Below are 19888 nucleotides of genomic sequence, written 5' to 3'. Positions count from 1 at the left end.
GGGGTCGATCGTCGGTGATGCCCGAACGAACGCCCCGGGTCGGCGTCCTGGCCCTGCAAGGCGATTTCCGTGAACACCTGGCCGTCCTGACCTCGTTGGGGGCCGAGGCCGTCCCCGTACGCCGAGCCACCGAGCTCGACGAGATCGACGGTCTGGTGATCCCGGGTGGCGAGTCCAGCGTCATGGACAAGCTGTCCCGGACGTTCGACCTGGACGGGCCGCTTCGACGGGCGATCGGGTCGGGGTTGCCCGTCTACGGCACCTGCGCCGGCCTCATCATGCTCGCGGACCGCATCGTCGACGGCATCCCCGGCCAGCAGAGCATCGGGGGCCTCGACGTCTCGGTCCGGCGCAACGCTTTCGGCTCCCAGACCGACTCGTTCGAGACCGATGTCCACGTCCCCGTGCTCCACGGTCCACCCGTGCACGCGGTCTTCATCCGCGCCCCGGTGGTCGACGCGGTCGGGCCGGCCGCGACGGCGATCGGCGTCCTCGAGGACGGCCGGGTCGTCGCCGTCGAGCAAGGTCCTCTGATGGGCACCTCGTTCCACCCGGAGGTCACCGACGACCTGCGGTTCCACTCGCGGTTCCTCGACAAGGCCCGCGCGCGGGCGTCGCGGTAGACTCGTCGCGATCCACGTCAGCAGTCTGAAGGAGCACCGTGTCCGGGCATTCCAAGTGGGCAACGACCAAGCACAAGAAGGCCGTCATCGACAGTCGACGTGCCAAGTCGTTCGCCAAGCTCATCAAGAACATCGAGGTCGCGGCCAAGCAGGGCGGGGCCGACATGTCCGGCAACCCCACGCTGGTCGACGCCGTCCAGAAGGCCAAGAAGACCTCGGTCCCGAACGACAACATCGACCGGGCCGTCAAGCGCGGTGCCGGTCTCAGCGGCGAGAGCGTCGACTACCAGACGATCATGTACGAGGGGTACGGCCCCAACGGCGTCGCGTTGTTGATCGAGTGCCTCACCGACAACAAGAACCGTGCGGCCGCCAACGTCCGTACGGTGATGTCGCGCAACGGCGGCACCATGGCCGACCCCGGCAGCGTGGCCTACAACTTCAGCCGCAAGGGCGTCATCGCCGTCATGAAGACGGACGACCTCACTGAAGACGACGTCCTCGCCGCGGTCCTCGACGCCGGAGCCGAAGAGGTCACCGATCGTGGTGAGGGCTTCGAGATCGTCACCGAGGCCTCCGACCTGGTCCCGGCCCGCTCGGCGCTCCAGGACGCCGGCATCGACTACGACTCGGCCGACATCGAGTTCGTGCCCGGGCTCAAGATCGAGGTCGATCTCGAGACGGCACGCAAGGTCTTCCGACTCATCGACGCCCTCGACGACGACGACGACGTGCAGAACGTCTACGCGAACCACGACGTCCCCGCCGACGTGCAGGCCGCGCTCGACGACGAAGAATAGGCCGCCGCGGTGACGCTCCGGGTGCTCGGCATCGACCCCGGGCTCACCCGATGCGGGGTCGGGGTGGTCGAGGTCGACGCCCAGCGGCGTGCGACCTTGGTCGACGTGCAGGTCATCCGCACCGCCCCCGACCTCGCCCTCGAGTTGCGTCTCCTCAACCTGGGTCGCGGTCTCGAGGCGCTCATCGACGAGCACCGGCCGGATGCCATGGCGATCGAGCGGGTCTTCGCCCAACAGAACGTCCGCAGCGTCATGGGGGTGGCACAGGTCAGCGGCCTCGCCCTGCGTGCCGCAGCCGAACGCGAGATCCCCGTCACGCTGCACACGCCGTCCGAGGTGAAGGCTGCCGTGACCGGGTACGGGTCGGCCGACAAGAAGCAGGTCGGCACGATGGTCGCCCGGTTGCTCGGGCTCGCCGAGGCGCCCCGGCCGGCGGACGCCGCCGACGCCCTGGCGCTGGCCATCTGCCATGCCTGGCGGGGTGCGCCCGTCGCTGCCCGCGCCTCCTCGGGTTCCCTCACGCCGGCCCAGCGAGCGTGGCGCGACGCCGAGAAGTCGGTGCGCACTCCTAGGCTGGGGGCATGATCTCGAGTGTCCGCGGTACCGTCCTGTCCGCGTCCGGCACATCGGTCGTGGTCGAGGTCGGCGGGGTGGGCCTCCGTGTCTCGGTCACCCCACAGCTCGCACTGACGGTCCGCGTCGGCGAGCAGGCGCTCGTCCACACGGCGTTGATCGTCCGAGAAGACGACCTCTCGCTCTTCGGCTTCGCCGACCGCGAAGAACTCGAGGTCTTCGACCTGCTCCGCAGCGTCACCGGCGTCGGTCCGAAGTCGGCCCAGGGCGTCTTGTCGACGCTCACGCCCCATCAGGTCGCCACCGCCGTCGCCGACGACGACGACGCCGCGTTCCGACGCGTCTCGGGCATCGGGCCGAAGACGGCCAAGCTCATCGTCCTCTCGCTGACCGGCAAGCTCGACGTGGCACCGACCGCGCCGACCGTCACGGCGGCGTCGACGACGGCTGCCGACGTGCTCGTCGCGTTGGTCGGGCTCGGGTGGTCCGACCGTGAGGCGCAGGCCGCCATCGACGCCGTCGTGGCGGACCGTGGCGACGCCGTCGCGGTGGCCGTGCCACAGTTGCTGCGTGCCGCACTCGGTCACCTCGGTCCGCAGAAGTCCGCCGGGGCCCGAGCGTGAGCGACGACGACCTGACCCGTCCCACGCTCGAGTCCGAGGCCGAGCTGGCCTTCGAAGGGGCGCTGCGGCCCACCTCGCTCGGCGAGTTCGTCGGGCAGTCCAAGGTGCGGGGCCAGCTCGAGCTGCTGCTCAAGGCCGCGACGATGCAGGGCCGCACCCCCGACCACATCCTGCTCGCCGGACCGCCCGGGCTCGGCAAGACGACCCTGGCCATGATCGTGGCCCACGAAGGGGCTCGGCCGTTGCGGATGTCGTCGGGTCCCGCGATCCAGCACGCGGGCGACCTGGCCGCGGTCCTCTCTGCGCTCGTGCCGGGGGAGGTGCTCTTCATCGACGAGATCCATCGCATGGCGCGGCCGGCCGAAGAGATGCTGTACCTCGCGATGGAGGACTACCGGATCGACATCATGGTGGGCAAGGGGGCAGGAGCGACGAGCATCCCCCTCGAGTTGTCGCCCTTCACGCTCGTCGGTGCGACCACCCGCAGCGGACTGCTGCCCAACCCCCTGCGCGACCGGTTCGGCTTCACGGCGCACCTCGAGTTCTACGACGAGGCCGAGCTGACCGAGGTCCTCCGCCGGGCGGCGTCCCTCCTCGGCATCGTCATCGACGGTGCCGCCCTGGCCGAGATCGCCGGACGGTGCCGGGGCACGCCTCGCATCGCGAACCGCCTGCTCCGACGCGTCCGCGACTACGCGCTCGTCCACGGGCGGGATGCCGACCTGACGACCGTGCGCGAAGCGCTCGATCTCTACGACGTCGATTCGCTGGGGCTCGACCGGCTCGACCGTGAGGTCGTCCGCACGGTGCTGACCCGGTTCGGCGGCGGACCCGTCGGCCTCAACACCCTTGCGGTCTCGGTGGGAGAAGAGGCCGACACGATCGAGTCGGTCGTCGAGCCGTTCCTCGTCCGGGTAGGCCTGCTCACCCGCACGCCGCGGGGACGCATCGCCACTCCCGAGGCCTGGCGGCACTTCGGTCTGGCGCACGCCTCAGGGGCGCTCTTCGGCGATGACCTATAATTCCTGCAGGTCCGAGGCCTTCGCTCGCTGAAGCGAGTCCCGCTCGGCCCACACCCCCAACAGCGAAAGGGAGTTCCGCATGGATCCCGCAACCCTCATCATGGTCCTCCTCCTGGTGGTCCTCGTCGTCTTCATGTTCCGCAACAAGAAAAAGCGCGACCGTCAGCAGGCAGAACTGCAGAACAAGCTCGTCCCCGGCGTCGAGGTCATGCTCTCGTTCGGCGTCTACGGCACCGTCGTCTCCATCGACGACGAGAACAACGTCGCCGAGGTCGAGGTCTCGCCCGGCACCGTCCTCAAGGTCCACCGTCAGACCCTGGGTCGCGTCGTCGAACCGGTCATCGACGAGCCCGTCACCGACGACGCCGACTCGCTGGCCGACGGCTCCACCGAGCACGACCGCGTCATCGACGACGCTCCCGAGTTCGGTGAACGCGCCACGTCCGCCCCGGTCGACTCGACGGTCGCCAAGGACTCCGACACCAAGGCCTGACCCGACGACCGCCTCGGCCGCCTGGCGCGGCCGGGTCCGATCCACGGCGCGCGCTCCACGTGAGCGCGCGCTCCCATGAGAAAGCAGAGTTCCTCCGTGGCACGCTCGACGCCGGTGAAGAAAGCAATACGATCCCTGACCTGGTTGTTGGTCATCATCGCCGGCCTCACGGCCCTGAACGGCACGGCCACGTTCCTGAACGATTCCGGTCGTGACGGGTGGTGGAACGGAGCGAGTTGGGTGCCCGAACTGGCCCTCGACCTGCAGGGCGGTACGCAGATCACCCTGGCGGCCCAGCTCCAGAGTGGCGAGACGGTGTCGTCGGAGCAGCTGGACCAGGCGGTCACGATCATCCGGCAGCGCATCGACTCGGCCGGCGTCTCGGAATCCGAGATCACCAAGCAGGGCACGCAGAACATCGTCGTGTCCATCCCGGGACGACCCGACAACGCGACCCTCGAACGCATCGAGGCGTCGGCCAAGCTGACCTTCCGCCCCGTGCTCTACACCGAGGCGGTCTCGAACGCCGCGGTCGGCGGAGAAGGCGACGGCGCCACGGCCAGCCCGAGCGCCACGCCCTACACCCCCAACCCCGAGCTCGAGAGCACGCCGACCGCGTCCCCGACGAACGCGTCCGACCTGGCCTGGATCACCCCCCAGCTCGCCGACCTCTACCAGAACTACGACTGCGCGGCCGAGAACGACCTGGCCACGGCCCGTGACGACGAGCCACTGGTCACCTGCTCCACCGACGGCACGGCCAAGTACATCCTCGGCCCGGTCGAGGTGCAGGGTTCCGACATCAGCGACGCCACGAACGGCCTCGCCGCCGACTCGCAGGGCAACTCGACGAACACCTGGGCCGTGAACCTCGAGTTCAACGGCCAGGGCACCGACCGGTTCTCCCAGGTCACCTCGCGCCTCGTCTCGTTGCAGGCGCCGCAGAACCAGTTCGCCGTGACCCTCGACAACCAGGTCATCACGGCGCCGTCCGCGAACGCCGCCATCACCGACGGCCGGGCCCAGATCACGGGCCAGTTCACGCAGGACTCCTCGAAGACCCTCGCCGACCAGCTGAAGTTCGGTGCCCTCCCGCTCAGCTTCTCGGTCCAGAGCAACGAGACGATCACCGCGACCCTAGGACAGACCCAGCTGATCAGCGGTCTGATCGCCGGCCTCATCGGCCTGATCCTGGTGGTCATCTACTCGCTGATCCAGTACCGGGCCCTCGCCTTCGTGACCGTCCTGTCGCTGGTCATCGCCGCCGTGCTCACCTACCTCGTGATCGCCATCCTGTCCTGGCGAGAGGGCTACCGCCTCTCGCTGGCGGGGGTGACCGGTCTGATCGTGGCCATCGGCATCACGGCCGACTCATTCATCGTCTACTTCGAACGCATCCGGGACGAACTACGCGACGGTCGCATCCTCGAGAGCGCCGTCGAATCGGGCTGGAAGCGCGCCATCCGCACGATCATCGCGTCCGACACGGTGAACTTCCTGGCGGCCATCACGCTCTTCATCCTCGCGGTCGGCAACGTCAAGGGCTTCGCGCTCACCTTGGGCATCACCACGGTGATCGACCTGATCGTGGTCTCGCTGTTCACCCACCCCATGCTCCAGCTCATCGCCCGGACGCGGTTCTTCGGCGAAGGCCACTCGTTCAGCGGGCTCAACCCACGCGCCCTCGGCGCCGTCTACCGGGGGCGGGCGCAGTTCCGAACCCCGGCCGTCGTCGGCCGCAAGCAAGCGGGCGGTCGCGAGGCCGTCAAGCGTCAGACCATCGCCGAGCGCAAAGCCGCCGAGAAGAACACCGAGCGCGTCGACTCGTCGACCGCCGGTGAAGGGAAGAAGGACTCCTGATGGCCAGTTTCTCGAAATTCGGCAACGACCTTTACACGGGTGCCCGGTCGTACGACATCGTGGGTCACCGCCGCCGCTGGTACTGGATCGCCGCCCTGGTCATCCTCATCTCGGTCACCGTCCCGTTCCTCCGCGGCGGCTTCCACTTCGGCATCGAGTTCACGGGCGGGTCGGAGTTCCAGGTCGCCCAGCCGGCCGAACTCGACCAGGACGTCGCCACGACGACCGTCGACGAGGTCGTACCCGGTTCGAACCCGCGGGTCACCCAGGTCGGCACCGACACGATCCGCGTGCAGACCTCGCAGCTGGAAGCCGCTCAGACGAACGACGTGGCGGCGGCGTTGGCCACCGCGTACGACGTCCCCGATGATCGAGTGACCTCGTCCTTCATCGGTGCCTCATGGGGTGCCGACATCACGAGCCAGGCCATCAAGGGTCTCGTGATCTTCCTGATCCTCGCCGCGATCGGCATGACGCTGTACTTCCGAACCTGGAAGATGTCGTTGGCCGCCATGGCAGCCCTGCTGCACGACCTCGTGCTGACCGCGGGCATCTACGGCATCGTCGGCTTCGAGGTCACCCCGGCGGCGGTCATCGGCTTCCTGACGATCCTCGGCTACTCGCTCTACGACACCGTGGTGGTGTTCGACAAGATCCGCGAGAACACCGCCGACGACGGCGAGGGCTCACGACGCACGTTCGGACAGTCCGTGAACCTGGCCGTCAACCAGACGTTGGTCCGGTCGATCAACACGTCCGTCGTGGCGCTCCTCCCCGTCGCGGCGATCCTCTTCATCGGGGCATTCGTCCTGGGGGCGGGCACCCTCCGCGACATCTCCCTGGCGCTCTTCATCGGCATCCTGGTCGGTACCTACTCGACGATCTTCATCGCCTCACCGCTCTACGCCACGCTCCGCCTCCGTGAGCCGGACATCGCGAAACGCGATGCCCGCAAGCTCGAGGCACAGAAGACCGAGCCCCTCACCGTCGACGAGACGGTGGGCGCATGATCGGCGACCACCGTCGACCCGAGATCGGGGCCGACGCCGCCATCGACGCCCTGTCCGACGGCACCTACGTGCTCGACGTCCGAGAACCGCACGAATGGGATGAAGGTCATGCGCCCGGCGCGACGTCCATCCCACTGTCCGAGCTGAACAAACGGGTCGGGGAGGTCCCCACCGACCGCCCCGTCCTCGTCGTCTGCCACTCCGGCATGCGGTCGGCTCGCGCAACGGACGCCCTCCGAGGCGTCGGCGTGGACGCCCGCAACGTCGTCGGTGGGATGCTCGCCTGGCGGGACGCGGGGGGCACGGTCGTGGCAGACGGCGGCCACCCCGGGGCGTCGGTCGACTGACGGCCGACGGGTACCCTTGACCCCACGGAGTCCACGTCCGACCACGACGGCCGGCGGTGGCGCTCCGACCCGAGAGAACGAGGTGCAGCCGTGACCGAGATCACCACACGGAACAACTCCGCACCGCCCGAGACGCCCGGCGGTCAGAACACGGCCTCGTTGCGGACGCTCCTGCCTCGACTCTTCTCGCGCAGCCAACCGGCGGGCGCCGTCGACCGCTTGATCAAGACCGTGCGCATGCACCATCCCAAGGCCGACATCGTCATCATCGAGCGGGCCTACTCGGTGGCCGAGAAGGCGCACACGGGGCAACTGCGCAAGAGCGGCGAACCGTACATCACCCATCCCGTCGCGGTGGCGCAGATCCTCGCCGACCTGGGCATCGGCGCCAAGACCGTCGCGGCTGCACTGCTGCACGACACCGTCGAGGACACCGACTACACGCTGGCGATGCTCCAGCGCGACTTCGGGGACGAGATCGCGATGCTCGTCGACGGGGTCACCAAACTCGACAAGCTGAAGTACGGCGACAGCGCTCAGGCCGAGACCGTCCGGAAGATGGTCGTGGCCATGTCGAAAGACATCCGGGTCCTCGTCATCAAGCTCGCCGACCGGCTGCACAACGCCCGGACCTGGGGTTTCGTCGAGTCGGCGTCAGCGACCCGCAAGGCCACCGAGACCCTCGAGATCTACGCCCCCCTGGCGCACCGGCTCGGCATCCAGACCATCAAATGGGAGCTCGAGGATCTCTCGTTCGCGGTGCTCCACCCCAAGCTCTACGTCGAGATCGACAACCTGGTCAAACAGCGCACGCCGCAACGCGAGCAGTTCGTGCAGAACGTCATCAACGCCGTCAAGTCCGATCTGAAGTCGACGAAGATCCGCGGCGACGTCATGGGTCGACCCAAGCAGTACTACTCGATTTACCAGAAGATGATCGTCCGGGGTCGGGAGTTCGACGAGATCTACGACCTCGTCGGCATCCGCATCCTCGTCAACTCGCTCCGCGACTGCTACGCCGTGTTGGGATCGATCCACGCCCGCTGGAACCCGATCCCCGGCCGCTTCAAGGACTACATCGCCACGCCGAAGTTCAACCTCTACCAGTCGCTGCACACGACCGTCATCGGTCCCAAGGGGCGACCCGTCGAGATCCAGATCCGCACGCACGAGATGCACCAGCGGGCCGAGTTCGGCGTGGCCGCCCACTGGAAGTACAAGCAGCGCATGAACGGCGGGCGCGACGACCAGGGCGGAGCGAAGACCGAGACGGACATGGCCTGGCTCGCCCACATCTCGGACTGGCAGGCCGAGACGGCGGACCCCAGTGAGTTCCTGGACAGCCTCCGTTTCGAGATCGGCGCGAAGGAGGTCTACGTCTTCACGCCCCAGGGCAAGGTCATCGGCCTGCCGTCGGGAGCGACCCCGGTCGACTTCGCCTACGCCGTGCACACCGAGGTCGGACACCGCACGATGGGCGCCAAGGTCAACGGTCGCCTCGTGCCCCTCGAGAGCGTCCTGTCGAGTGGCGACGTCGTCGAGGTCTTCACCTCGAAGAATCCCGACTCGGGGCCGAGCCAGGACTGGCTCGCCTTCGTCAAGAGCCCCCGCGCCCGGAACAAGATCAGGCAGTGGTTCACGAAAGAACGCCGCGACGAGGCCATGGAGCAGGGCAAGGACGCCATCGCCCGTGCCATGCGGAAGCAGAACCTGCCGCTCCAAAAGCTGATGACACAGGACAGCATCGCCGAAGTCGCCGCCACGATGCGGTACGACGACGTGTCGAGTCTCTACGCGGCCGTCGGCGAGGGCCACATCTCGACCCAGTCCGTCATCGAGAAGATCCTCGCCGCGGTCCACACGCAGACCGAGGTCGACGAAGGCGAGTTCGAGTTCCCCAGCCAAGGTCGAGCACGGCCGTTGCGCAACAGCGACTCGGGCGTGCTGGTCCGAGGGGCCCCGGACATCCTGGTGAAACTCGCCAAGTGCTGCACGCCCGTGCCGGGCGACCAGATCGTCGGATTCGTGACCCGCGGCCAGGGCGTCAGCGTCCACCAGGCGAACTGCCACAACGTCCAGGGTCTGTTGAAAGAGCCCGAGCGGATGATCGAGGTCGAGTGGGCTCCGTCGTCCAAGAGCGTGTTCATGGTGCAGATCCAGATCGAGGCCCTCGATCGCAGCGGATTGCTGTCGGACGTCACCCGGGTCCTGAGCGAGCACCACGTCAACATCCTGTCGGCGAGCGTCTCGACCTCTGACGAACGCCTGGCCCTCAGCCGCTTCGTGTTCGAGATGGGTGACACCACCCACCTCGATCGCGTCCTGAACGCGGTCCGACGCATCGACGCCGTGTACGACGTCTACCGGGTCAGCGCCGGCTGAGACGCTGCCTCCTCCGACGGACCGGGTGGGCCTGCGTCTCGTCGCACCTCGTCGTCGGCGCGGGCCGCGTCGGTGACGACTGGACAGACTCGACCGAGTCGCTCCAGGGTTCGCGTTCGATAGGGGAGCCGTCCACGTCGATCGAGGACGGCGATCGCGTCGGCGTAGGTCACGGCCTGCTGGGAGGCGACGTCCCGGGCGGCCGTCTCGTCCTCAGACGCCCAGCCCTCACAGCGAGCGAGGTCGACGACGGTCCGGGCCGGTGTGGTGACGGCCACACCATGGACGGTGACGATCTCGCCCTCGTCGATGACGACCTGTCGGACGATCGAACCCCGACCACGATGTTTCACCCGCGCCGGCGACACCACCAGCCCGGAGTGGGGGAGTGGTGCCGGGCCTCGGGCACCCCAGACCCAGGCGGCACTCCGTTCGGCCGCGACGACTCCGGCGCCGAGGGCGATCCCGATCGCGATCGCCCGGCCCCCGGCGTCGTCGATCTCGGCCACGCTGCGCCACGAGCCACCGACTGCGTAGACCTGCCCGTCCAGTGCAGCCGCACGCAGTTCAGGCTCGGGCAGGTCGTCGTCGGTCAGGACCAGGGGGAGACGAGCAGGCATGCGCCCAGCCTGGCCGACCCTGCCGACGACGACGAACCGCCCGGCCCTCCCTGTGGAGAATCGGACGGTTCGCGACGTCGGTGGGCGGTCGGCCCCTGACGGTCAGCCCAGGGCGTCGAGCCAGACCTTCCGGGCGTCCAGAGCTTCACGAGCCTCTCTGACACGACGAGCGTCGCCGCTGGCCTCGGCCGTCGCGACTTCGTCCTCGAGCTTGCTGATGGCGTCGTGCAGTTGGCTCGCGAGCCCCTGGGATCGTGCCTGGCGTTCGGGGTTGTTCTTCTCCCAGAACTGCTCGTCGAGCTGACGCACGTAGGACTCGACCTTGCGGAGGCGATCCTCGACCACCCGGACCTGCTCGCGAGGAACGCGACCGATCTCGTCCCATCGCAGCTGGATCGAGGTGAGGGCCTCGCGCGCCGGGACCCGGTCCGTGACCGTCAGGATCTTCTCGGCCTCGGTGAGCAGCTCGAGTTTCTGTTCGAGGTTGCCCTCGTACTCGGCGGTGTCCTGCGCGACGACCTCGGACTTGGCTGCGTAGAGGACGTCGCCTGCACGCTTGAACTTCGCCCAGAGGGCGTCGTCGTACTTCTTCCCGGCACGGCCGGCGCGCTTCCAGTCGTCGAGCAGCCCCCGGTAGGCCGAGATGCCGTCGACACCCTTCGGCGCCAGGGCCTCGGCCGCTTCGACGAGGGCTTGCTTGCGCTGACGAGCGTCACGGTGGGTCGCGTCGAGTTCGGCGTAGAAGGCCTTGCGGTGCTGGTCGATGGTGGTGCGCGCAGCACGGAATCGTTTCCAGAGGTCGTTGCCCTCGCCCTTCGGGATGCGAGGACCGTCCTGTTGATGCTTCTGCCACCGGGCGAAGATGTCGTCGAGGGTGGCCGTGACCTGCTTCCACTGGACGCGGGCGGGGTCCTGGGCCGCCAGGGCCTCGGCCTCCGTGACGAGAGCGGTGCGGTAGGCGACCGCTTCGGTGAGAGCCTTCTGTGCCTCGGCGCTCTGCTGTTGCGTCAGCTCGTCGACCGTGGAGTCGAGTGCCGACACCCGAAGGCGCAGGGCCTCGAGATCCCCGACCGCGCTCGGTTCGACGAGCTGCTCGCGCAGGTGGGTGACCGTCTTGACGACGTCGCCCGCCGATGCGCCGCGCTTGATGCGCTGCTCGAGCAACGTCACCTGCCCGGCGAGTTCGATGAACTTGCGTTCGTAGTACGCGAGAGCCTCGGCGGGCGTCGCGTCGGGGTACTGCCCCACGGCGCGTTCGCCGTCGCCCTCGCGGACGTAGACCGTGCCGTCGTCGGCGACGCGGCCCCAGGGTGCCTGATCGTCAGTAGCCACTTTTATCCCTTGCTGAACGTGCTCGTCGCGGGACCAGGACAGGCCACCACGATGGGTGCTCAGCCTATTGCACAGCGGACCGCGGCGGACTACTCGATGGTCGCGCCCGTGATCGTCGTCGGCACCACGGGAGCGCCGTCGGTCTCGCTCGTACCGGGAGTCAGGCCCGCGTCCGTGATCTGCGCCTCGAGCTGGTCGAGTCCGCTCGTGACGCGTCCGACCACGGTGTAACCACCGGTCGAGCCGTCGAGGGTGGTGTCGCCGTAGGTGATGAAGAACTGCGTCGACTGCGAGTACGGGTCGGTGCTCCGAGCCATGGCGATCGTCCCCGTCGGGTACACGCCGTCCGACGGGACGTTCTCCAGTGGGCCGAAGGTGAACCCGGCGTCGCCCGTCCCGTCGCCGTTGGCGGACCCGCACTGGATGAACTTCGCCGTCGCGGCGTCGCTCATGCGGTGGCAGGTCGTCCCCTCGTAGAAACCCTTCTGGATGAGGTCGATGACGACGCTCGACGCCTGCGGGGCCTTCGCCCCGTCCAGTTCGATCCCGAGCTCGACGCCGTCGTTGAGCGTGAGGCCGCCCGTCCAGGAGCGGCCGTCGGCGATCGCCTCGCTGGGCACGTCCCCGACGTTCTCGCCGGCGGCGGGCGTCGAGGAGGCGCTGGGCGCGTCAGACGGAGCCGCCGCGGGGGCACCGGGACCGCTGGTCGACCAGAACACCTGGGACACGGCCGCGAGTCCGACCACGACCACGACGGCGGTCACGGCGAGGACGTTGTCCCGACGGCGCCGGGCGACCTGCGTCGCGTGCACCTGTTGACGAGCGGTGTACCTGCGGAGCCGGTCCCGGCTCTCACGGTCCGGGTTCTTGCTCGGTGCCACGGGTCCTCCAGCTCGGTGATGTCCAGCCTGCACTGTATCGGAGGGCCGGTCTAGCATGGGTCACCATGAGCCCGCTCCCGCAGAGCTCGACCCCTCTCGCGGTCCGCATGCGTCCCACCACCCTCGACGAGGTCGCCGGTCAACGGCACCTCTTGCGGCCCGGCTCGCCTCTGGTCACCCTGGCGTCCGACACGGGTGCCGACCAGGGGGCCGTCTCCGTCATCCTCTGGGGTCCGCCGGGTACGGGGAAGACCACCCTCGCCCAGGCCATCGCCCGCAGCTCCGGCCGACAGTTCATCGAGCTATCAGCCGTGACCGCGGGAGTCAAGGACGTCCGACAGGTGATGGAGAAGGCCCTGTCGAACCGTGACCTCTACGGCACGACGACCGTGCTCTTCCTCGACGAGATCCATCGCTTCACCAAGGCGCAGCAGGACGCCCTGCTGCCCGGCGTCGAGAACGGCTGGGTCATCCTCATCGCCGCCACCACCGAGAACCCGTCCTTCTCGGTCATCACGCCTCTGCTGTCCCGTTCGCTCCTGCTGACGCTCGAACAGCTGAGCGACGACGACCTGGCCCAGTTGGTCCAGCGAGCGGTCGGCGACCCCCGCGGTCTCGACGGATCCGTGCGCCTCGACGACGAAGCCCTGGCCACCATCGTCCGACTGGCCTCCGGTGACGCCCGACGTGCGCTCACGGCCCTCGAGGCGTCCGCCCAGTCGGCGTGGGCCACGAAGCTCGAGGCCGACGCGGTGCCGACGGCCTCGGCCGACGACGCGTCCGACGCCGACTTCGACCCCGACGCCGAGTACGACGAGAACGATCCCGACGACGACCGTCCGACGATCACGTCCGAGATCGTCGCCCAGTCGGTCGACCGGGCGTTGCTGCGGTACGACCGCAACGGCGACGAGCACTACGACGTCATCAGCGCCTTCATCAAGTCCATCCGGGGGTCCGACGTCGATGCGTCGCTCCATTACCTCGCCCGCATGATCGAGGCGGGTGAGGACCCCCGCTTCATCTGCCGTCGGATCATCGTGTCGGCCGGTGAGGACATCGGCATGGCCGATCCGAACGCACTCACCGTCGCGGTCTCGGCCGCGACCGCCGTGCAGATGATCGGCATGCCCGAGGGACGCATCCCGATGGCCGAGGCCGTCGTCTACCTGGCGACCGCACCCAAGTCGAACCGGTCCTACTCCGCCCTCGACGCCGCGATCGCGGACGTCCGGGCCGGCAAGGCGGGCCGCGTGCCCAAGCACCTGCGCGACGCCCATTACCCCGGGGCACGACGCCTCGGGCACGGGAAGGGCTATCGCTACGCCCACGACTCCGAGTTCGGGGTGGTCGAGCAGCAGTACCTCCCCGACGAACTCGTCGGCCACGAGTACTACGATCCCACCGCCAACGGCAACGAACGCGACGTGGCGGCCCGTCTCGAGAAGCTGCGCCGGATCACCCGGGGGCACTGACGGCACGACCGACCGGCTGCTCGCGTCGGCGCCCGGGCTCCTGTATGCTCGGGGGGTTGCCTGTTCTCGGGCGTCGACGCGCGGCTGCTGACGATGACCCGATCAAGGTGCGACGACCTGTAGCCGGTCGCCACCGCGGCACTCACCCCTCTTGTTACGCCGCCCGGCGCTCGCGCGCTGGGGCGGTCCCTGACGAACCACCGACAAGAAAAAGGAACAAGTGTCCACCAAGTCACGTACCCGCAGCAAGACCCGTCTCTCGCGTGCCCTCGGCATCGCCCTGACCCCGAAGGCTGCTCGTTACCTCGAGAAGCGCCCCTACGCTCCCGGCGAGCACGGCCGCACCAAGCGCAAGACCGACAGCGACTACGCCGTCCGTCTGCGTGAGAAGCAGCGCCTGCGCGCCCAGTACGGCATCCGCGAGGCCCAGCTCAAGATCGTCTTCAACGAGGCCCGCAAGGCTTCGGGCCTGACTGGTGAGAACCTGGTCGAGCTCCTCGAGACCCGTCTCGACGCCCTCGTCCTCCGTGCCGGCTTCGCCCGCACGACGGCCCAGGCCCGTCAGATGGTCGTCCACCGCCACATCCTGGTGGACGGCAAGCTCGTCGACCGCCCCTCGTTCCGCGTCAAGCCGGGTCAGATGATCCACGTCAAGGAGCGCAGCGAGAAGACCGAGCCCTTCCAGGTCGCCGCGGCCGGCGGTCACGTCGACCTGCTGCCCAAGGTGCCCGGTTACCTCGAGGTCGAGATCGACAAGCTGCAGGCCCGCCTCGTGCGTCGCCCGAAGCGCGTCGAGGTCCCGGTGACCTGCGAGGTCCAGCTCGTCGTCGAGTACTACGCCGCGCGCTAGAACTCGTCACCCTGTCAGGAGCGGGCCACGGTCGTGGCCCGCTCCTTTCGCGTTCCCGGGGCCGGGTAAGCTGTCGAGTCGTCGCGCTCGCACGTCGCGGCACCAGCCCCAAGAGGAGTCCCCGTGAAGAGCCTGTTCCTGCTCGCCGTCGGTGTCGTCGGCGGCTTCGCCGTCGCCCACCAGTTCAACAAGACATCTCGGGGTCAGCAGTTCTTCGGCGACCTCGACGGCAACGTGAAGTCGTTCCGTGCCGCCGTGGTCGACGGTTACAAGGCCCGCGAAGCCGAACTGCGTTCCGACCGCGACGAGTCCTGAGTGCGCCGCCGCGCCTCCTCGTCCTGACACACGACCAACCCACCCTCGGGAGAACCATGCAGACCGCCGAAATCCGCCGCCGTTGGCTCGACTACTTCGGCGATCGGGGCCACACCGTCGTCCCGTCCGCGTCCCTGGTCAGCGACGATCCCAGCCTGCTCTTCACCGTCGCGGGCATGGTCCCGTTCATCCCGTACCTCACGGGGCTCGTCCCGACGCCGTACCCGCGTGCCACCAGCGTCCAGAAGTGCATCCGCACCAACGACATCGAAGAGGTCGGCAAGACGCCGCGGCACGGCACGTTCTTCCAGATGAACGGCAACTTCTCGTTCGGCGACTACTTCAAGGAAGAGGCGATCGGTTACGCCTGGGAGCTCCTGACCTCGAGCGAGGCCGACGGAGGACTCGCGTTCTCGCCCGACGACCTCTGGGTGACGGTGTACGAGGAGGACGACGAGGCCATCGCCCTCTGGAAGAAGGTCGCCGGTCTGCCCGACGAGCGCATCCAGCGACTCGGCAAGGACTCCAACTACTGGCACACCGGCCAGCCGGGGCCCGCAGGTCCGTGCTCGGAGATCTTCTTCGACCGTGGTCCCGCCTACGGTGCCGACGGCGGCCCGGCGACGGACGACGACCGTTACGTCGAGATCTGGAACCTCGTGTTCATGCAGTACCAGATCGAGAACGTGCGCTCGAAGGTCGACTTCGACATCGTCCGCGAGCTGCCGAACAAGAACATCGACACCGGCATGGGTCTCGAGCGCGTGGCGTTCCTCAAGCAGGGCGTCGACAACATGTACGAGATCGACCAGGTGCGCCCCGTCCTCGACAAGGCCGCCGAGCTGTCGGGACGGCGCTACGGAGCCGTCCACGACGACGACGTGCGGATGCGGGTCATCGCCGACCACGTCCGCAGCTCGCTCATGTTGATGTCCGACGGGGTCCGCCCGTCCAACGAGGGCCGGGGCTACATCCTCCGCCGCCTCCTGCGCCGCACGGTCCGGTCGATGCGCTTGCTCGGCGTCGACGGCCCCACGTTCCCCTCGCTCTTCCCCGAGTCCCGCGACGCGATGAAGGCCGCCTACCCCGAGGTCGAGACCGACTTCGAGCGCATCTCGCGCCTGGCCTACGCCGAGGAGGAGACCTTCCTCCGCACCCTGGCCGCCGGGACGAACATCCTCGACATCGCCGTCGACGACACGAAGCAGCGTGCCTCGGCGGGCACGACCCCGCAGCTGCAGGGCGACACGGCGTTCCTCCTGCACGACACCTTCGGGTTCCCCATCGACCTGACGCTCGAGATCGCGGAAGAGAGCGGTCTGACGGTCGATCGCGAGGCATTCGACCGACTAATGTCCGAGCAGCGTGCCCGGGCGAAGGCCGATGCCAAGTCCCGGAAGGTGGCCCTGGCCGACCTGAGCGTCTACAGCGCGTTCCGGGCCCAGGGCGAGACGGTCTTCACCGGCTACGACGAGCTCGACACCCAGACGCGCGTGCTGGGCCTGATCGTCGACGGGGCCGACGTCGACCGGGCCGTGGCGGGTGACATCGCCGAGGTGATCCTCGCCGAGACCTCCCTGTACGCCGAGTCCGGCGGTCAGGAAGCCGACTCGGGCCGCATCGTCGGCGTGGGCTTCGACCTCGAGGTCCTCGACGTGCAGAAGCCCGTCAAGGGGCTGATCAGCCACCGGGTCCAGGTGACGTCCGGCGAGGTGGGGGTCGGCGACACGGCGACCAGCGTGGTCGACCCGGCCTACCGCCGCGGCGCGACGCAGGCGCATTCGGCGACGCACCTGATCCACGCCGCCCTCCGGGAGGTGCTCGGCCCGGAGGCGCACCAGGCGGGGTCGTACAACAAGGCCGGATACATGCGGCTCGACTTCAACTGGAACCAGGCGCTGAGCCCGCAGACACGCTCCGAGATCGAGGAGATCGCGAACAACGCCATCCGCGACGACCTGCAGGTCGTCACCCGCGAGATGCCCCTCGACGACGCCCGCGCGCTGGGCGCCATGGCGCTGTTCGGTGAGAAGTACGGCGAGACGGTCCGCATGGTCGACATCGGTGGTCCCTGGTCGCGCGAGCTCTGCGCGGGCACCCATGTCTCGACCAGCTCGCAGGTCGGCCTCATCAACCTCGTCAGCGAGAGCTCGGTGGGGTCGACCAACCGCCGCGTCGAGTCCCTCGTCGGCATGGACGCATTCCGTGACTTCGCCGCCGAGCGGGCTCTCGTGTCCCAACTGACCTCGTCGCTCAAGACTCCCCGTGATCAGCTGGCCGACCGCATCGGCGACCTGGTCACGAGCCTCCGGACGGCAGAGAAGAAGATCGCCGAGTTCGAGTCCGCCCGCCTCGCCACCCGCGTCCCGGCGCTGGCCGAGACGGCGAGTCGGATCGGCGACCTCACGGTCGTCGCCGAATCGGTCGGGTCGCTCGCTTCGACCGACGACCTGCGGTCGCTCGCCCTGTCGGTCCGCGAACGCCTGGGCGCGTCCAGCGCCTCCGTCGTCGCCCTGGCAGCCGACGTCGCGGGCAAGCCCGCCGTGATCGTGGCCACCACGGACGGCGCGCGCCAGGCCGGCGTCAAGGCCGGCCGTCTCGCCAAGGGCGCCGCCGCAGCTCTCGGTGGCGGGGGCGGCGGCAAGGACGACCTCGCCCAGGGCGGCGGATCCGACGTCTCGGCCATCCCCACCGCGCTGGCCGGCATCGTCGCCGAGCTCGGGTCCTGAGGACGCTCGTGCGGCGCGGAGTCCGGATCGGCATCGACGTGGGCAAGGCCCGGGTCGGTGTCGCCCGCACCGATCCCGACGGTCTGCTCGCCACCCCGGTCGAGACGCTGGCGCGTTCGACCGACGGCGTGGCCGACATCGGTGCCGTCCGCGACCTGGTCGTCGGACTCGACGCGCTCGAGGTGATCGTCGGGCTGCCCATCGCCCTCTCGGGTCGCGACACGGCCTCCACCCAGGACGCCCGGGACTTCGCCGCGGCCGTCGCCCAGGCCGTGGCCGTGCCCGTGCGCCTCGTCGACGAGCGCCTGTCGACCGTGAGCGCCCAGGGCGCCCTCCGGGCCTCGGGCCGGAAGGGCAAGAGCCAGCGGTCCGTCATCGACCAAGTGGCCGCTGTTATCATCGTCCAGCACGCGCTCGACCTCGAGCGCTCGAGCGGTCGACCGCCCGGGCGGATGGTCGACGTGACCCGAGAGGCGAGCGGCGACGGTGCCGCACCCGCCACCGACGAGAGACAGTGATTCGTGGCCGACGAACCCGACTGGGACGACATCTTCGCGTCCCAACCCCAGAACGACCGCCCTGCCGACACCTCCGGACGACGACGGGGTGATCCGGGTGATGGTCGACCGGGCGACGCCGACGGTGCACCCCTCCGCCGCAGCACCCACGTCGACGCCCCCGCCATGTCCCGCCGCGAACAGCGTGAGCGCGAGCGACAGGCCGAACCCGCCGTCGTTCCCCCCTCCGACGGTGGGGGGGACCGCCCCCGCGGACGCACGACGCGCGAACCGCGCGAACGGCGTTCCAAGAAGGGCCCGATCGTCCTCGCGTCCATCCTCGTGCTCGTCCTGGCCGGCGGAACCGCCGGCGTCGCCGCCGCCTGGGGGCAGGTGCAGCCCCTGATCGCCAAGTTCACGGGTAACGACGAACCGGCCGACTACGCCGGCAGCGGCAACGGCACGCCCGTCGAGTTCGCCATCGTCTCGGGTCAGGTCGGCTCCGACATCGCGCAGAACCTCGCGGACGCGGGCGTCACGCAGAGCTACGAGTCGGCCTACTCGCTCCTCCTGTCCAACCCGTCGATGACCTTCCAACCGGGCACCTACACCCTGCAGCAGCAGATGAGCGCCCAGTCGGCCCTCGATGCACTGCAGGACAGCGCCAACCGCATCACCAACAAGGTCGTCATCCCCGAGGGGACCGTGGCGGCGGACGTCTACGAACTCCTGGCCACCGCGACGTCGATCCCCATCGCCGACGTCCAGGCCGCCGCTGCGGACTACACGACGTTCGGGCTGCCCGCCGAGGCCACGAGCCTCGAGGGATGGCTCTTCCCGGCGACCTACGAACTCGACCCGGGCAAGACCGCCCACGACTACCTGCAGGACATGGTGACGACCATGACCCAGCACCTGCAGTCCGCCGGCGCACAGCCCGCCGACTACCAGAAGACCATCGTCTTCGCGTCGCTCGTCCAGAAAGAGGCCGGTCTGGCCGACGACTACCCGAAGGTCGCGCGGGTCTTCCAGAACCGTCTCGACCAGGGCATGCTCCTCCAGTCCGACGCGACGGTGGCCTACGGCACCGGCAACACCCACCGGGTCACGACGACCGACGAAGAGCGCGGTGACGCGAACAACGCCTACAACACCTACGTCCACGAGGGTCTGCCGGTCGGGCCGATCTCGAACCCCGGTGATCTCGCCCTGAACGCCGCCCTCAAGCCGGCCGACGGGACCTGGCTCTACTTCGTCACGGTCGATCTCGACTCGGGCGAGACGGCGTTCTCGACCACGTTCGCGGAGCACCAGGCCGCGGTCAAGCAGTGGCAGGCCTGGATGCGGGAGCACCCCGAGTACCAGTGACCGACCCAAGGTCGACCCCTGGGCAGACCCACCGGTCCCGAGGGGCCGATCGGCCGTCACACGGTCGGTCGGCCCCTCTCTCTGTGGG

Annotated in this window: 19 protein-coding genes; 16 read left to right on the top strand and 3 right to left on the bottom strand. The window is 68.9% G+C overall.

The annotated features are described in order from the left end of the window. Positions 1 to 17: 17 nt before the first annotated feature. The 10 genes from pdxT to ACVJ1F_RS01225 all read left to right on the top strand — a co-directional run bounded on the left by pdxT (position 18) and on the right by ACVJ1F_RS01225 (position 9733). Positions 18 to 623: a pyridoxal 5'-phosphate synthase glutaminase subunit PdxT gene (pdxT, locus tag ACVJ1F_RS01270; RefSeq protein WP_456884236.1), complete on the top strand. Its 606-nt coding sequence runs from the start codon at positions 18 to 20 to the stop codon at positions 621 to 623. A gap of 38 nt (positions 624 to 661) precedes the next feature. Beyond that, positions 662 to 1423: a YebC/PmpR family DNA-binding transcriptional regulator gene (locus ACVJ1F_RS01265; RefSeq protein WP_056045387.1), complete on the top strand. Its 762-nt coding sequence runs from the start codon at positions 662 to 664 to the stop codon at positions 1421 to 1423. A gap of 9 nt (positions 1424 to 1432) precedes the next feature. Next, on the top strand, positions 1433 to 2008 hold the full coding sequence (gene ruvC / locus ACVJ1F_RS01260; RefSeq protein ID WP_456884234.1) for a crossover junction endodeoxyribonuclease RuvC: 576 nt from the start codon (positions 1433 to 1435) through the stop codon (positions 2006 to 2008). Beyond that, the gene (gene ruvA, locus ACVJ1F_RS01255) at positions 2005 to 2619 is read left to right on the top strand and encodes a Holliday junction branch migration protein RuvA (RefSeq protein ID WP_200412153.1); all 615 of its coding nucleotides are present in this window, start codon (positions 2005 to 2007) and stop codon (positions 2617 to 2619) included. Before ruvC ends, ruvA begins: the two co-directional genes overlap by 4 nt. Further along, positions 2616 to 3641: a Holliday junction branch migration DNA helicase RuvB gene (gene ruvB, locus ACVJ1F_RS01250; protein ID WP_056045381.1), complete on the top strand. Its 1026-nt coding sequence runs from the start codon at positions 2616 to 2618 to the stop codon at positions 3639 to 3641. Before ruvA ends, ruvB begins: the two co-directional genes overlap by 4 nt. Before the next feature lie 79 nt (positions 3642 to 3720). Then, positions 3721 to 4134: a preprotein translocase subunit YajC gene (locus ACVJ1F_RS01245; RefSeq protein WP_456884232.1), complete on the top strand. Its 414-nt coding sequence runs from the start codon at positions 3721 to 3723 to the stop codon at positions 4132 to 4134. A gap of 96 nt (positions 4135 to 4230) precedes the next feature. After that, positions 4231 to 5994 (top strand): protein translocase subunit SecD, encoded by a 1764-nt coding sequence (secD, locus tag ACVJ1F_RS01240; RefSeq protein WP_056045374.1) that lies wholly within the window; start codon positions 4231 to 4233, stop codon positions 5992 to 5994. After that, positions 5994 to 7004, top strand: coding sequence for a protein translocase subunit SecF (gene secF, locus ACVJ1F_RS01235; RefSeq protein WP_123570107.1), 1011 nt, complete (start codon positions 5994 to 5996; stop codon positions 7002 to 7004). The genes secD and secF overlap by 1 nt, the downstream gene beginning before the upstream one ends. Further along, positions 7001 to 7351: a rhodanese-like domain-containing protein gene (locus ACVJ1F_RS01230; protein ID WP_456884230.1), complete on the top strand. Its 351-nt coding sequence runs from the start codon at positions 7001 to 7003 to the stop codon at positions 7349 to 7351. Before secF ends, ACVJ1F_RS01230 begins: the two co-directional genes overlap by 4 nt. 237 nt (positions 7352 to 7588) lie before the next feature. After that, complete coding sequence (locus tag ACVJ1F_RS01225; RefSeq protein ID WP_235452715.1) at positions 7589 to 9733, top strand: RelA/SpoT family protein; 2145 nt, start codon at positions 7589 to 7591, stop codon at positions 9731 to 9733. On the opposite strand, the gene ACVJ1F_RS01220 is transcribed toward ACVJ1F_RS01225, so the two are convergent. From ACVJ1F_RS01220 to ACVJ1F_RS01210, 3 genes are all read right to left on the bottom strand, one after another. After that, entirely contained in the window at positions 9712 to 10353 is a 642-nt protein-coding gene (locus ACVJ1F_RS01220; protein ID WP_456884229.1) for a type IV toxin-antitoxin system AbiEi family antitoxin, read from the bottom strand. The genes ACVJ1F_RS01225 and ACVJ1F_RS01220 overlap by 22 nt on opposite strands. A 102-nt stretch (positions 10354 to 10455) precedes the next feature. Then, positions 10456 to 11685, bottom strand: a complete 1230-nt coding sequence (locus ACVJ1F_RS01215) for a DUF349 domain-containing protein (RefSeq protein ID WP_456884227.1) — start codon at positions 11683 to 11685, stop codon at positions 10456 to 10458. Positions 11686 to 11774: 89 nt separating this feature from the next. After that, on the bottom strand, positions 11775 to 12566 hold the full coding sequence (locus ACVJ1F_RS01210) for a peptidylprolyl isomerase (RefSeq protein WP_456884225.1): 792 nt from the start codon (positions 12564 to 12566) through the stop codon (positions 11775 to 11777). Positions 12567 to 12631: 65 nt separating this feature from the next. On the opposite strand from ACVJ1F_RS01210, the gene ACVJ1F_RS01205 reads away from it, so the two are divergent. The 6 genes from ACVJ1F_RS01205 (at position 12632) to mltG (ending at position 19800) form a co-directional block, all read left to right on the top strand. Continuing rightward, positions 12632 to 14041, top strand: coding sequence for a replication-associated recombination protein A (locus ACVJ1F_RS01205; RefSeq protein WP_123570102.1), 1410 nt, complete (start codon positions 12632 to 12634; stop codon positions 14039 to 14041). Between the two features lie 220 nt (positions 14042 to 14261). After that, positions 14262 to 14891, top strand: coding sequence for a 30S ribosomal protein S4 (gene rpsD / locus ACVJ1F_RS01200; RefSeq protein ID WP_043592736.1), 630 nt, complete (start codon positions 14262 to 14264; stop codon positions 14889 to 14891). Positions 14892 to 15014: 123 nt separating this feature from the next. Beyond that, on the top strand, positions 15015 to 15206 hold the full coding sequence (locus ACVJ1F_RS01195; RefSeq protein ID WP_056045353.1) for a hypothetical protein: 192 nt from the start codon (positions 15015 to 15017) through the stop codon (positions 15204 to 15206). Between the two features lie 56 nt (positions 15207 to 15262). Beyond that, positions 15263 to 17935, top strand: a complete 2673-nt coding sequence (gene alaS / locus ACVJ1F_RS01190; protein ID WP_456884222.1) for an alanine--tRNA ligase — start codon at positions 15263 to 15265, stop codon at positions 17933 to 17935. 8 nt (positions 17936 to 17943) lie between these two features. Then, positions 17944 to 18453, top strand: a complete 510-nt coding sequence (gene ruvX, locus ACVJ1F_RS01185; RefSeq protein WP_456884220.1) for a Holliday junction resolvase RuvX — start codon at positions 17944 to 17946, stop codon at positions 18451 to 18453. A gap of 3 nt (positions 18454 to 18456) precedes the next feature. Beyond that, positions 18457 to 19800, top strand: coding sequence for an endolytic transglycosylase MltG (gene mltG / locus ACVJ1F_RS01180; protein WP_456884219.1), 1344 nt, complete (start codon positions 18457 to 18459; stop codon positions 19798 to 19800). Positions 19801 to 19888: the final 88 nt, after the last annotated feature.

The organism is Frigoribacterium sp. 2355 (assembly GCF_054060695.1).
The sequence above is the reverse complement of the archived record's forward strand: the minus strand, read 5'-3'. Positions and strand labels throughout refer to the sequence as shown.

What these genes read in the sequence shown, in the direction of transcription:
- ACVJ1F_RS01230 (WP_456884230.1), top strand. Translation starts at nt 7,001, where the DNA reads ATGATCGGCGACCACCGTCGACCCGAGATCGGGGCCGACGCCGCCATC.
- alaS (WP_456884222.1), top strand. Translation starts at nt 15,263, where the DNA reads ATGCAGACCGCCGAAATCCGCCGCCGTTGGCTCGACTACTTCGGCGAT.
- ACVJ1F_RS01245 (WP_456884232.1), top strand. Translation starts at nt 3,721, where the DNA reads ATGGATCCCGCAACCCTCATCATGGTCCTCCTCCTGGTGGTCCTCGTC.
- secF (WP_123570107.1), top strand. Translation starts at nt 5,994, where the DNA reads ATGGCCAGTTTCTCGAAATTCGGCAACGACCTTTACACGGGTGCCCGG.
- pdxT (WP_456884236.1), top strand. Translation starts at nt 18, where the DNA reads ATGCCCGAACGAACGCCCCGGGTCGGCGTCCTGGCCCTGCAAGGCGAT.
- ACVJ1F_RS01225 (WP_235452715.1), top strand. Translation starts at nt 7,589, where the DNA reads ATGCACCATCCCAAGGCCGACATCGTCATCATCGAGCGGGCCTACTCG.
- ACVJ1F_RS01205 (WP_123570102.1), top strand. Translation starts at nt 12,632, where the DNA reads ATGAGCCCGCTCCCGCAGAGCTCGACCCCTCTCGCGGTCCGCATGCGT.
- ruvA (WP_200412153.1), top strand. Translation starts at nt 2,005, where the DNA reads ATGATCTCGAGTGTCCGCGGTACCGTCCTGTCCGCGTCCGGCACATCG.
- ACVJ1F_RS01220 (WP_456884229.1), bottom strand. Translation starts at nt 10,353, where the DNA reads ATGCCTGCTCGTCTCCCCCTGGTCCTGACCGACGACGACCTGCCCGAG.